General features: G+C 58.8%; 13 protein-coding genes. 9 read left to right on the plus strand and 4 right to left on the minus strand.

Annotated features, from left to right (window positions below):
• Window positions 1-8 precede the first annotated feature (8 nt).
• From trpD to CR155_RS06745, 8 genes are all read left to right on the plus strand, one after another.
• A complete protein-coding gene (gene trpD / locus CR155_RS06710; protein WP_102069233.1) occupies window positions 9-1,040 on the plus strand; it encodes an anthranilate phosphoribosyltransferase in 1,032 nt (343 codons plus the stop codon).
• On the plus strand, window positions 1,037-1,831 hold the full coding sequence (trpC, locus tag CR155_RS06715; RefSeq protein WP_102069234.1) for an indole-3-glycerol phosphate synthase TrpC: 795 nt from the start codon (window positions 1,037-1,039) through the stop codon (window positions 1,829-1,831). The genes trpD and trpC overlap by 4 nt, the downstream gene beginning before the upstream one ends.
• A 102-nt stretch (window positions 1,832-1,933) precedes the next feature.
• On the plus strand, window positions 1,934-3,409 hold the full coding sequence (pap, locus tag CR155_RS06720) for a polyphosphate:AMP phosphotransferase (protein ID WP_102069235.1): 1,476 nt from the start codon (window positions 1,934-1,936) through the stop codon (window positions 3,407-3,409).
• Window positions 3,406-3,858 carry an HIT family protein gene (locus tag CR155_RS06725; protein ID WP_102069236.1) on the plus strand — a complete coding sequence of 151 codons (453 nt, stop codon included), beginning with the start codon at window positions 3,406-3,408 and terminating at the stop codon, window positions 3,856-3,858. Before pap ends, CR155_RS06725 begins: the two co-directional genes overlap by 4 nt.
• A 28-nt stretch (window positions 3,859-3,886) precedes the next feature.
• On the plus strand, window positions 3,887-4,657 hold the full coding sequence (locus CR155_RS06730; protein WP_102069237.1) for a uracil-DNA glycosylase: 771 nt from the start codon (window positions 3,887-3,889) through the stop codon (window positions 4,655-4,657).
• Between the two features lie 331 nt (window positions 4,658-4,988).
• The gene (locus CR155_RS06735; protein WP_102069238.1) at window positions 4,989-6,677 is read left to right on the plus strand and encodes a DEAD/DEAH box helicase; all 1,689 of its coding nucleotides are present in this window, start codon (window positions 4,989-4,991) and stop codon (window positions 6,675-6,677) included.
• 228 nt (window positions 6,678-6,905) lie between these two features.
• Entirely contained in the window at window positions 6,906-7,109 is a 204-nt protein-coding gene (locus CR155_RS06740; protein ID WP_102069239.1) for a hypothetical protein, read from the plus strand.
• Between the two features lie 14 nt (window positions 7,110-7,123).
• Window positions 7,124-8,314, plus strand: a complete 1,191-nt coding sequence (locus CR155_RS06745) for a class I SAM-dependent methyltransferase (protein ID WP_102069240.1) — start codon at window positions 7,124-7,126, stop codon at window positions 8,312-8,314.
• 30 nt (window positions 8,315-8,344) lie between these two features.
• Here the strand turns inward: CR155_RS06745 and CR155_RS06750 are convergent, their stop codons facing one another.
• Complete coding sequence (locus CR155_RS06750) at window positions 8,345-9,559, minus strand: tRNA nucleotidyltransferase/poly(A) polymerase-related protein (protein ID WP_102069241.1); 1,215 nt, start codon at window positions 9,557-9,559, stop codon at window positions 8,345-8,347.
• Complete coding sequence (locus tag CR155_RS06755; protein ID WP_233213983.1) at window positions 9,556-11,721, minus strand: lytic transglycosylase domain-containing protein; 2,166 nt, start codon at window positions 11,719-11,721, stop codon at window positions 9,556-9,558. The genes CR155_RS06750 and CR155_RS06755 overlap by 4 nt, the downstream gene beginning before the upstream one ends.
• Before the next feature lie 9 nt (window positions 11,722-11,730).
• Between CR155_RS06755 and CR155_RS06760 the strand changes: the two genes are divergently transcribed.
• Window positions 11,731-12,363, plus strand: a complete 633-nt coding sequence (locus tag CR155_RS06760) for a 5-formyltetrahydrofolate cyclo-ligase (RefSeq protein WP_102069242.1) — start codon at window positions 11,731-11,733, stop codon at window positions 12,361-12,363.
• Between the two features lie 28 nt (window positions 12,364-12,391).
• On the opposite strand, the gene metF is transcribed toward CR155_RS06760, so the two are convergent.
• Window positions 12,392-13,231 carry a methylenetetrahydrofolate reductase [NAD(P)H] gene (gene metF / locus CR155_RS06765; protein ID WP_102069243.1) on the minus strand — a complete coding sequence of 280 codons (840 nt, stop codon included), beginning with the start codon at window positions 13,229-13,231 and terminating at the stop codon, window positions 12,392-12,394.
• Window positions 13,228-13,566 (minus strand): phage holin family protein, encoded by a 339-nt coding sequence (locus CR155_RS06770; protein WP_102069244.1) that lies wholly within the window; start codon window positions 13,564-13,566, stop codon window positions 13,228-13,230. Before CR155_RS06770 ends, metF begins: the two co-directional genes overlap by 4 nt.
• Window positions 13,567-13,572 lie beyond the last annotated feature (6 nt).

The raw sequence follows: 13,572 nt of genomic DNA on the forward strand, positions 1-13,572 counted from the left end.
GAACAAGAATGACAATCACCCCCACCGAAGCGCTATCACGTTGCATCGAACATCGTGAGATTTTCCACGATGAAATGCTGCACTTGATGCGCATGCTGATGCGTGGCGAAATATCGCCCCAAATAGCAAGCGCACTGATCATGGGCCTGCGGGTCAAGAAAGAAACAGTGGGTGAAATTACTGCCGCGGCCCAAGTCATGCGGGAATTTGCGCTGCCAGTAAACATTCCCGACACCGACGAACTGCTCGACATGTGCGGCACCGGTGGCGACGGGTCCAACACCTTCAACATTTCCACTGCGTCCATGTTTGTGGCGGCATCGGCCGGCGTGAAAATTGCCAAGCATGGCAACCGCAGTGCGTCGTCATCCTCGGGCAGCGCCGACGTTCTCGAGGCGCTGGGCGTCAGCGTCATGCTCTCGCCTGAACAGGTAGCCGAAAGCATTAGCCAAACCGGCATAGGCTTCATGTTCGCGCCTTCGCACCACGCCGCCATGAAAAACGTTGCCGCCGTGCGCAAAGAGCTGGCCGTCAAGACCATTTTCAATATTCTGGGACCACTTACCAATCCGGCCAATGCGGCCAATCAGCTGATGGGTGTATTTCATCCCGATCTGGTCGGCATCCAGGTGCGGGTACTGCAAAGGTTGGGCTCCAAGCACGTGTTGATCGTCCACGGCAAAGACGGCATGGACGAGGCATCTCTGGGAGCCGCCACTCTGGTCGGCGAACTCAAGGACGGACAGGTGAGCGAATACGAAATCCATCCGGAAGACTTTGGCATGGCAATGGTGTCTAATCGGTCTATCAAGGTCAATAATCGTGAAGAATCGGCCAAGATGGTTCTTGAAGCACTGAACAACATCAACGGTCCGGCCCGTGATATCGTTGGCTTCAACGCAGGCTTGGCCATTTACGCGGGCAACAAGGCAACATCCATCAACGAGGGACTAAAGCTGGCTTTTGAATCCTTGGCCAACGGCGCTGCGCGAGCCAAGCTTGACGAATTCTGCACCTTTACCCGGACGCTTACCGCATGAACGACATTCTGGCAAAAATACTTGACATCAAGAAAATCGAGATCGCCACCGCGCGGCAGATGCGCAGCGAGGCGGACATGCTGCGCGAGGCCAAAAGCCGAAAAGATTTACGCGGCTTTGCGCGCGCAATCGAAGAAAAGATTGCCCAAGGCAAACCCGGTGTCATCGCCGAGGTGAAAAAAGCGTCGCCGTCCAAAGGCGTTATCCGCGAGAACTTCAATCCTGTCGAAATCGCCACCTCGTATGCCGCGCATGGTGCAGCCTGCCTGTCTGTCCTGACTGACGTACAGTTTTTCCAGGGTTCATACGACTACCTGCGCCAGGCGCGCGCTGCTTGCACACTTCCTGTATTGCGCAAGGACTTCATGATCGATCCGTACCAGATCGTCCATGCGCGCGCCATTGGCGCCGATTGCATTCTGCTGATCGTGGCCGCCCTGTCACCTCCACAGTTGCGAGAGCTGGAAAGCGTCGCCGCCGAGCTCGGCATGGATGTACTGGTCGAAGTCCATGATCGCGCCGAACTCGATATTGCACTGGAACTGAACACATCGCTGATCGGCATCAATAACCGCAACCTGCGCACATTCGAGACATCCCTGCAAACAACACTGGACTTGCTGCCCGCCGTTCCCGAGGGTAAGCGGGTCATCACCGAAAGTGGCATCCTGACCGCCGCGGACGTCAAGCTCATGCGCGATAATAATGTGGATGCGTTCCTTGTCGGCGAAGCATTCATGCGGGCGCCTGAACCCGGCGAGGCCTTGCAGGAACTGTTCTTCAACCGCTAGAAGTGACAGCCGATGGCACGGCGATCCGGCGATCCGGCGACCCGGCGCTCTCCGGCGGTCGCATCGAACCCTGGCTTCAGGCACATACGACGATCTCTGATAATGAATTTATTCGACGCAGCCGAATCCGATCCCCAGCTTGCCGGCGACCAGGCAAAGCCCCTGGAAGCCAAGTTGCGCGCCGCGCTGCTGAAGGCGCAGTATGAGCGCGTGCAGAAAGCGGACCGATCCTTGATCATCGTGATGGCCGGCATACCGGGCGCTGGTAAAGGCGCTGCGGCAAGCCTGCTTAACGAGTGGATGGACGCGCGCCACATCCGAACCGTTGCCCTTGGGGAACCCTCGGAAGAGGACAAGGCCTTTCCTTATTTCCGGCGTTACTGGCAAACGCTCCCCGCGCACGGAAATATCAGCATAATCTTTGAGTCCTGGCATCAGCGCTTGTTCGATGAAGCCGCCAGGAAAAAGCCCGACCAGGCGGTGATACAAGCGCACGCCGAGGCCATACGCCACTTCGAAGCCATGCTCGTGCGCGAGGGCATACAGATTGTCAAACTGTGGTACCACCTGTCGCGGGGCGCACAGAAGCAAAGGACAGACGAACTGCTCGCCAATCCGGATACGGCCTGGCAGGTCGGTCCGGAAGACACCAAGGTGTGGAAAAAATTCAGCCGTTTGCGCGATGCGGCGGCGCTGGGCATATCCCTGACCAACGCCGACCACGCCCCGTGGTGCATCATTCCCAGCGCCGATGTATCGCTACGCGCCATCACTACGGGCCAAGCTGTGCTGTCGGCACTGCGTCGCCATTCGCGTGTTCAGAGCAACCCTTCTGCCGTTACAGAGGAGGCCCTCACCGTCCGCCCCGCGATTCGCTTGGAAAACCTCAAGTATGACGCAACACTCGACGACCAGGAGTACGACGAGCAGCTGGCCGGATGGCAAGCCCGCCTTGCCAACCTCGCACGCAGCAAGAAATTTCAGAGACTACCGCTCATACTTGTGTTCGAAGGCCAGGATGCGGCCGGAAAAGGCGGCGCAATCAGGCGCATAACGCACACTCTCGATGCCCGGCAATTCCATGCCATCCCGATCTCGGCCCCGACTGCCGAAGAGCGTGCACACCCCTATTTATGGCGTTTCTGGCAATGCATTCCCAAACCGGGGCACATCACTATTTTCGACAGATCCTGGTATGGTCGCGTTCTGGTCGAACGGGTGGAAAAATACGCAAAACCGGATCAATGGCAACGCGCGTATGCAGAAATCAATCACTTTGAAGCGCAGCTGCACGACAGTGGCGCCCTGGTATTGAAGTTCTGGCTCGCCATTACTCCAGAGGAACAGCTGAAGCGATTCCGCGAACGCGAGGCATCCCCATTCAAGTCGTTCAAAATCACATCCGAAGACTGGCGTAATCGCAAACAATGGGATGCGTACGCAGTGGCCGCCAACGACATGTTCGCCCGCACCGATACGCCTGCGTGCCCATGGCATGTGTTGGCGGCCAACGATAAAAAACACGCCCGTGTTGCTGTGCTTGAACATATCGTCAAGGCAGTGGAACAAGCACTATGAGCACCCAGGAAACCTGTCCCCTGTGCATGCCCGCCAACGAAACAGTACTCTGGAGCAACGACACGCTGCGGGTCATTGCTGTGGAGGATTCTTCACATCCGGGCTTTACACGCGTCATCTGGCGTGACCATGTCAGAGAAATGACCGAATTGCCAGCTGCAGCCCGCAATCAGATCATGGATGCCGTCTGGCTTGTCGAACAATACCAACGCGGCGTTCTGCAGCCCGATAAAGTCAATCTGGCGCAATTCGGCAATATGGTGCCACACGTTCATTGGCACATCATCCCGCGCTGGTCCTGCGACAGCCATTTTCCGGAAGCGATCTGGGCGGCTGCACCCTTGCGCTCTATCGTCGAAAAGCAACGGTGGGATGCCAGGAAGGCGCAGATCGACGCCGTGTTGCCTCACTATCACGCGGCACTGACCAAGGCTCTTTCCGCCTTGTGATCCATGAGCCCGCACGCAAAGAGAATCCATGGAACAAAGAACCCTGTTGGCAACGACTGACAATAGCCTCCTGCAAACACCCTTGGATCAGCTGGATCGATTATCGCCAACGTGGCGGCAAGTGTTCGATTCCAGCGATACCCAGCCAGTGCTGGTGAGCCTGTCCGGCTTTCTTGCGGACAGGCTGGCTGCGGGCACCGTCATTTACCCCCGGTTCATCTTCCGGGCGTTGGAGCATCTCGAGCCGGAGTCCGTGCGGGTGGTGATCCTGGGACAGGATCCCTACCATGGCCCCAACCAGGCGCAGGGCCTGGCGTTCTCGGTGCCGGACCAATGTCCAACACCGCCCAGCCTGCGAAATATTTTCAAGGAGTTGTCCCGCGAGTATCCCGATGCGCCGCTACGCCGGCGCAACGAACTGAGCGACTGGGCGCGCCAAGGCGTGTTGCTGCTCAACACCGCCCTTACCGTTGAGTACGCCAGCCCGGCGTCGCACGCCAGGAGAGGCTGGGAACAAATCACCGACGCGATTATCCGGCGTGTAGCCCAAGCGCCGCAACCAAAGGTATTCATGCTGTGGGGCGCACATGCACAAAGCAAGCGGGGTTTGCTGGCGCAAAGCGAAGGAGGTCCCATGCATATATTGACGGCCAACCACCCTTCCCCCTTGTCCGCCACGCGTCCGCCACTGCCCTTCATGGGTTGCGATCATTTCGTGCAAGCCAACGGCTGGCTCGAGGACCATGGTCAGACGCCAATAAACTGGCTGGGCGCCACCAGTCGAACCGAAGGGTCGTAGCCATATTCGTGTTTTTTCGAGCTTTGTTGCACTGCGACAACGATAGGGGTTTCCCCGAATGCGGAAATAAGGTTATACTTCTGGCACTGCATTAATCAATGCGTCGACATTTTCACACGGCCTCATGCTGTGTCATAGCAGTTGACTGATCTCTCAGCACCCATGTCGAACGCCATCGCTCCCTGACCCCCGAGCCTTTCGCTGCGTCTTCCAAGACACTACGCTGCACTTTAGGTTGATTCGGTCGGCACGATGCTCCAATCAACCAGCGCTTCGGGCTCACTTATCTGCCCGCGCTAGTGTATGCCGTTTACGCGGCAAAGGATCACGCATGTCTTTTGAAAATCTAGGTCTTACCCCCACGCTATTGTCTGCCGTTCTGAAAGCCGGCTTTACCGAGCCGACTCCCGTCCAGGCAGCTTCCATCCCGAAAGCGTTGGCAGGTAGCGACCTGATGGTATCCGCACAAACGGGCAGTGGCAAAACCGCCGCCTTCATGCTCCCAGCCCTGAACCGCATTTCCACAATGCCGGCCAACAAGGGTACGGGCGTTCAAGTGCTGGTACTGACTCCCACCCGCGAACTGGCCATGCAGGTTGCAGAAGCCACCAAGCTCTACGGCGCGCATCTTAAAGACCTGCGCATTGCCGTGGTCGTGGGCGGTATGCCTTACGGCGCCCAGCTCAAGGCTCTGTCACGTCGCGTGGACGTGCTGGTTGCAACGCCCGGCCGCCTTATCGACCACTTGCAAGCCAAGCGTGTCAACCTGTCGACCGTTCATACGCTGATACTTGACGAAGCCGACCGCATGCTGGACATGGGCTTCATCGAAGATATCGAAACCATCGTCGCCAGTACACCGAAAGACCGCCAGACCTTGCTGTTCTCGGCAACACTTGACGGCACCATTGCACGCCTTGCGGCCAAGATGATGCGCAGCCCGGAACAAATCCAGCTGTCCAGCCAGAAAGAAAAGCACACCAACATTACACAAAGCTTGTTGTATGCCGATGACAACGGCCACAAGATGCGTCTGCTGGACCACCTGCTGCGTGACGCCAGCCTGGACCAAGCCATCGTCTTCACCTCGACCAAACGCGGTGCCGACGATCTGGCCGAACGCCTGGCCGACCAGGGCTTTGCCGCCGCCGCGTTGCATGGTGATATGAACCAGCGTCAGCGCACCCGCACATTGGGCATGCTGCAAAAAGGCCAGCTGCGCATTTTGGTGGCAACCGACGTGGCAGCACGTGGTATTGACGTACAAAGCATCACGCACGCCGTGAATTACGACCTGCCCATGCAAGCTGAAGACTACGTTCACCGTATCGGTCGTACTGGTCGCGCCGGCCGCAGCGGCTTGGCATTCACGCTGGCAACTCATTCGGAACGCCATAAAGTGCGTCGTATTGAACACTTCATCGGCCAGCCTATTCCATCACAGGAAATCGAAGGCCTCGAGCCCAAGAAAACTGCGCGTCCCACGTATACTGACCGCAAAGGCAGTGGCAAAAGCTTTGCGCCACGCGCCGGTTACGGTGCTGGCAAGCCAAGCAGCAGCTATGCCCGCAAACCAGGCGCCGACCGCGGCAGCTTTGGTGGTGATAAGCCCGCCTACGAAGGCAAGCCGCGCTTTGGCGACAAGCCCGCGTATGAAGGCCGCCCCGCCCGTAGCAACGATCGCCCCGCTTTTGAAGGTCGGCCTGCATATGACCGTGGCGCCGATAGCCGCAAGACTTTTGGCACTGAGGAGCGCAGCGGCGGCTACAAAGGCCGTAATGAGAATGCAAGTTTCGAAGCGCGTCCTGCCCGTACAGAACGTCCGCATGCCGACCGGCCTGTATTCAGCGACCGTCCGGCATTCGGCGATCGTCCTGCCCGTACAGCCCGTCCTGATTTTGCCCATAAGGCCCCTGCTGGTGTAAAACCCAGCACGCGTCCGTCGACCCGCCCCGGCTTTGCCGGCAAGCCGACATCGACGCGTGGAAAAAGCGCAGCTCGTCGCGAATTCGCTTCGTAAGCAAGCCTATGCTGTACCCCGGCCAGCATGATACGTGTGCCTGACCTGAAGACCCCGCCGCCGTGCGGGGTTTTTTTTACCGCCGGGCCGCCCCAAGGTAAAAAGCACCCCCTTTGGGGGCAGCAAGCCGAAGGCGCAGCGTGGGGGCCTTTTTTCCGCCTGCACTGGCTACAATAGCGTGTTGCCTTTCCACTATGGGTTCCCTCGGGACGCCCTTGCCAGGACACCATGAAACAGCTTGCCAGCAAGCCCTTCTTCCTTGCCTTGTTGATGTCAGTTCCGCTATGGATCGTCTTCAATAACTTCATCGTCGCGATCATGGTCGCCCTGCTTGTCGCCTTTCTCATTTCCATGTGCTATTCGCTGTATACGATCAAGCAGGGAAAGCCTGCCGCCGATGAACGCGACTCGTCCATTCCTCCTTCGAAATAGCGATCAGCCTGTCCATGCCGATATCCACCACAACACCCTCGGGACTGCCCGACCTCAACCCTGAATCCGCGGCACATGCCAGGGCCGTCGCGGCCTATCTGGCAGACCGGATTCAAGCATGTGAAGACGGGTTCATGCCATTCGAACATTGGATGAATCTGGCGTTGTACGCGCCAGGCCTGGGCTACTATGCCGCTGGCAACACCAAGTTTGGCGCCGCGCTGCCCACCGGCGACTTCACTACGGCACCTGAAATGACGCCGCTTTTTGGACAGACATTGGCCGGGCAAGTAGTCCAGATACTCAATGAAAGCCGTTCTGTCCAGGTGCTCGAGTTTGGTGCGGGTTCCGGCGCGCTCGCGGCGGCCATAATCCCGGCCCTGCGCCAATCAGGCATAGAGCCCCACTACCAGATCCTCGAAGTATCGGCCGATTTGCGCGCGCGCCAGCAACAGCGTCTTGCTGGATTCGGTGCGGCAGTAAGCTGGCTCAGCGAGTTGCCGCAGGCGTTTACGGGCTGCATTGTTGCAAACGAAGTTCTGGATGCCATGCCCGCGACGCTGTTTCGCTGGAATGACGATGGTGGGTTCATGGAGATCGGTGTGCGCCTGGCGCGACCATTGAACGGCATCGATGACCTTGCCGCCTTTGAATTTGCGCAGCGCCCAGCCAGCGCTGCGTTACAGGAAATGATTAACAGCCGTATGCCGCCGCTGCCCGGGTATCAATCCGAAATCAACAGGCAGGCCGAAGCATGGATCACGCAAATGGGATCGTGGCTCAAGCACGGTGCCGCTCTGCTGATCGACTACGGATTTCCGCAACGCGAGTACTTTCATCCCCAGCGCAATGAAGGCACGCTGATGTGTCACTTTCGCCATCACGCCCATGGCCAGCCCCTGATCCACGCGGGTTTGCAGGACATCACTACTCATGTGGACTTCACGGCCATGGCCGATGCGGCGCTGGCAGGGGGGCTGGATGTGCTGGGCTACACCTCGCAAGCCAGATTCCTCATGAATGCCGGCCTGCCGGAGTTGCTTGCTCAGTCCGGAGCGATAGCCCAGCCGCACACCATATCGGCGGTGCAGAAGCTGCTATCTGAAGCCGAAATGGGAGAACTGTTCAAGGTGCTGGCGATCGGCCGCGATATCGGACAGCCCCTGATCGGCTTCGATCAAGGCGACCGGCGCGGTCGACTATGAGTTGCGTCACGTCCGGGCGTAGCAGGCAAGTCAGGATAATGCCGGGCGCAGCAAGGCTTGCAAGCGGGCCCTGCGCAGTGCGTGCTTGATCCCGGCCGGATCGCCGGGCAATGTTCGCGCAATGGCGCCGGCGTCGATACTGCGGATCGCGTCGACACGTGCCGCCCAAGCTTCCTGATCGATGCCTGGCCGACAAATACCGGCCGCGCCGAGGAGTTCGATAAAACGGCCCGGCTTGCGCAACGCATCACAGCGCTCCATAAGATCCAGACATAATTCCGCCTCGGCCGCCGATGTACCGGGCGTCGAAACGCCGGGCGTCGAAACGCCGGGCGTCGAAACGTCGGGCGTCGGGACGCCGGGCGTCGAAACGTCGGGCGTCGGGACGCCGGGTTCGGCCGTGCCCAGCGCGTCGAGGCCATCCAGCACGACAGGAAGCAGTCTGGCGTAGTCCTGGCAATCGCGCGGTGCGCGAACATGCAGGACAACACGTTCAGGTTCCTGGGAAAACCGACATAGTATGGCCAAGCGTGCTGGCAGGCCCAAGCCGGCCTGCGCGGCACGGGCCAATTCATCACCTGTCGTTGCGCCAAACCGCAAGCCTGGCAACACGCGCCCCAAGGCTCCGCTGTCGGCCAATACATCGAACATCCTGCCTGGCTTGTCTGCCATCAGTCCTTTGGCCATTTCACGCCATACACGCTCGGGAACCAGTTGGTCGACCTCGCCGTCGTCGACCAGCCTGCGCGCCAGGTCCAACGTTTCAGGTGCGATGGAGAAATCGTGGAATCGGGCGGCGAATCGGGCGAGACGCAGCAGCCGCACGGGGTCTTCCGCAAATGCCTGGCCGACATGTCTCAATATCTTGTTTCTGACGTCATCTTGGCCGCCCAACGGATCGACCAGGCCCCCATCGGGCCTTTTGGCGATCGCGTTCACGGTCAGGTCGCGTCTTTGCAGGTCGTCTTCCAGGGTAACGTCTGTGCCGGTATAGAAGGTGAAGCCTTTGTAGCCACGCCCGGATTTGCGTTCGGTGCGGGCCAGCGCGTATTCCTCTTTTGTTTTCGGATGCAGGAACACCGGGAAATCGCCACCTACGGGAATGAAACCGCGCCTGGCCATTTCTTCAGGGGTCGTGCCTACGACAACCCAGTCGCGGTCGCCAGCCGGCAAGCCAAGCAGCTCGTCGCGGACCGCGCCGCCAACGATATAGACGTCAAGTCCTTCTATGGCCGGATCGGTCATGGCAGGGCAATGCGCTTTTCCGGCTCTGGCGATACAGTGCCCAGGCGTTCTTTCAACGATTGCGGCTTGCCCGTGAACATCATTGCGTAATACGTGGCATTGGACATGACGTTCTTCACATACATCCGCGTCTCGGTAAACGGGATCGTCTCAGCAAATATGGCGCCTTCTACGGGCCCTGCCAGCTTTGCACGCCACTGCACAGGTCGCCCGGGACCGGCGTTGTAGCCCGCCGTGGCCAGTACTTGCGATCCATTGAGCTTGCTCAGGACCATGCTGAGATAATTGGTGCCCAGCACTGTATTGGTGTCGAAATCATTGACGGACGAAGGCGTGAAGTTCGTCATGCCGATTTTCTTGGCCACCCATCGGGCCGTGGCAGGCATCAACTGCATCAGACCGGAGGCGCCGACGTGCGATCTGGCATCGGTGATAAAACGCGATTCCTGGCGGATCAGGCCGTAAACCCAAGCTGGATCCAGGTTTATCAGGCGCGCCTTCTCGGTGACACGGCCTTCGAACGGGGCGACAAAGCGTTGAGTGAAATCCACTTCGCTCTCGGTAAGCAATGACGTGTTTACCACGCGATCGAATATCTGCTCCCGCCGCGCGAGCTCCGCGGCAGCCAATAATCGGCGGTCATCCATGCCGCGTAGCGCAAAGTTCCATTCCGGTACAGCCTCGGGACGCCAACCGAGTTCGAACAACTGGATAGCGCGTTGCAATCCGGCATTGGATCTTGCAGCTTGCAGTTCCGCAGCCGTCACCGGAGCGGGTGCCGGTGGCAAGGATGGTGTTTTGCCCAGCTCTTCACTGGCCAATTGGCCATAAAAATTCAGTTCGTGCGCAATGGATTCGTAATGCTTGGTGGCTGCCGCTTTCTGGCCCTGAGCCGCCAACGCTCTGGCGTACCAGTAGACCCAGACAGGCTCGGCGGCCTGGCTAGCCGACATTCTGCGTATTGAGTTGGCGACCAGGTCCCAGTTTATGGGCGCCTGCCGGAGTTCCGAGCGAACCTGCCAGGCGTGGTTATAGTCGGTGAGCCGCTGATTGCCCGAACGCCTGTACCAGCCCGCCGCATCGGGAGCCACATTCAGCGCGGCAACCAGACCGAACTGACTCCATACCCATTCAATATCGGATTTTGGAATGGCTTTGGACCAGGCGCTCTCGACGTAGACGGCATTGGTTTCGCGCTCTTTCCCATAGGCCAGGCGAGATAGCGCGATGGCCACTAGCTCGGTTTCGGCGCGCGACCTGGGCGGCGTGCGCCCCGCGAGCCATTTCCTGGGATTGTTCATGAGCGCGGCATAATCGACCATCTGCCTGGCATCGAACATCACGGCGGCCATACGCTGTGCGTTGCCCGTCTTGTTGCTTTCCAGAGTCGCGCGAAGCAATGGCTGGAGTTCTTTCCAACCGACCACTTTGCTGTCGGCCATCTGGTCGAGCATGCTCCAGCACGATCGGTTGGGACTGAATGCCGCCACGACCTGCGCCGGCTTGACGCGCTGTCCTGTCATATGCTGCGCCAAAAGGCGCGAACATTCTACATGGGTATTGCTGTTGGTGACCGGACCCAGCTGATTCACCAAGGCATAGTTGCCGGCCCGGGCCGCCGCAATGATCCAGTCGGCTTTCAGGCGGTCAGCCAGATAGGCATCCTGATTTTCCTGCATGAATTTCTGCAATAGCGCATCGGGCACTGGTCGCGTACTGTCCTGCAATTGCTGGCGTAAAAGCCAATAGTCTGCGTAGCTGCCGAGCACTGGATCGCTCTTGGCCAGCGGCGCCAGCGTCTGCAGCCGCGCCCATTGGCTTTTTTTCATGGCGTCGCGCGCATCGACCACGGCTTGGCGTGCGGCAGGCGGTGTAATCAGCGTGACAGTACCGGTGCCTGAGCGGGAATCGTTAATTTCCTCGAGCAAGGCTTCTACTTTCGATCCTAGCGGCGCAGGTACGAGAGACTGTCCCAAGTCGACCTGAGCGTCGGTGGCCGTGGCGGAATGTACCGGGCGCTCGGCGCCGGCACATCCGGTCAAACCCACCATCAGGGTCAGCCAAATACTGGCCCGTGAATGCTTGGCTCGCACCAATGCAGAAAAGTTCCAGGTTTTCTGATACCGTTGCCTATTGGACACCATCTTGTCTTGACCCCACATAACACCGCCATGAATAACAGCACAGAGAATAACGCAGTCCCACTTCGCGTGCGACTTAAACAACTGAGAGCCGCACAGAATCCCGTCGATCGGAGCCGCGGCGGCCTGCTGATACGGGGGCGCCTGTTTACGTGGCTGGCAACCAATCGCAGCAAGCTGCTGGAAGCAGGCAAACCGCTGCCCCGCAATATTGCCGCATTCTGGTCGACCGAGGACGAGCCCCAATTGCAACCGTTGCTGCGGCAATGGGCGCAGGAAGAGGGATATCGTGTATCGCTGCCGGTTGTGGCAGCGCCCAATGGCCCCCTGGAATTCAGGCTATGGGACCCCGAAACCGTAATGCAGCCAGGGGCCTACGGAATACAGGAACCCGTCGGCGAGCCCGCTCCACTACCCGATATCATATTGGTCCCGACCCTGGGGTACACGCGTCAAGGCGACCGCATCGGCTATGGCAAAGGATACTACGACCGGACACTGGCAGCCATGAAAGCGCAAAATCACCCGTATATCAGTATTGGCATCGCCTGGGCTACCGGCGATCTATCCAGCGAAGCGCATGTTCCGGCACCCCACGACATCCGACTGGACTCCATCCTGACCGACAAAGGATGGGCCGTACCGGCGCCTAAATTGGCGTGATAGTAGTGAAGCGCCCCTTCCGGGATTGCTAAGCCAGTCGCAACTGCCGCCAGATCGCCATGGTCACCTCGGCGTTATTGAGCGTGTAAAAATGCAGGCCAGGCGCTCCATTGTCGAGCAGGTCTTGAGACAAACGGGTAATTACATCGATGCCAAACGCTTTGATCGAGGCCTTGTCATCGCCAAAATCGGCAAGCCGCAACCGTATCCACCGTGGAATCTCAGCCCCGCACATCGTCGAGAAACGTGCCAACTGTGTGTAGTTGGTAATCGGCATGATGCCTGGCACCACCGGGATATCGACACCCTTGGCATTCATGCGATCCACAAAATCGAAATATGCGTCGGCATTGAAGAAATACTGTGTGATTGCGCTGTCGGCGCCCGCCTTAACCTTATGGATGAAATGCGCCAGATCCGCCTCAGCGCTGGTCGACTGGGGATGCATTTCGGGGTAGCCAGCCACCTCGATATGAAACCAATCGCCGCTGTGCTGGCGAATGAACGCAACGAGTTCGCTGGCGTAGTGCAATTCGCCCTGGTCGCCGCCCATGCCCGAAGGCATGTCGCCACGCAACGCCACAATCCGCTTGATGCCCTGTTCGCGATACGAGTCCAGGATATCGCCAAGAACGGCCCGGGTCGCCCCTATGCAGGACAAATGAGGGGCGGCATCGCACCCCAGGTTCTGCAGCAGGCGAACCGTGTCGGCGGTACCGGTGCGCGTCGAGCCGCCCGCCCCGAAAGTGACGCTGACATACGCCGGTTCCAGAGCCAGCAGCTGCTTGGCTGAACGCACCAGTTTTTCTTGGGCGGCGGTATCACGGGGTGGAAAGAACTCCAGACTGATTGCCTTGTTCGGATTCATTGGACCAGCAACCTCGACAGCAGTCCCGATACCACGCTATAGATCAAAGCGCCCAGCAATGCCCACCAGAAACCACTGACCTGAAAGCCTTTCAATACCGAACCGGCAAACCAGAACACCAGCGCATTAAGCACAAGCAAAAATAGTCCCAGCGTGACGATCGTGATGGGCAGGGTCAATAGAATAAGCAGGGGCTTGACCAGCGTGTTGAGCAAACCCAGCACCAGGGCCGCAATAAGCGCCGACCCGAACGAGGCCACCGTGATGCCCGGCAATAGATAGGCCACCACCAGCAGGGCGACGGCGTTTAAGATCCAGACAAGAATTAGTTCCATAGCGTA

The organism is Pollutimonas nitritireducens (genome assembly GCF_002849615.1).
Taxonomy (GTDB): Bacteria; Pseudomonadota; Gammaproteobacteria; order Burkholderiales; family Burkholderiaceae_B; genus Pollutimonas; species Pollutimonas nitritireducens.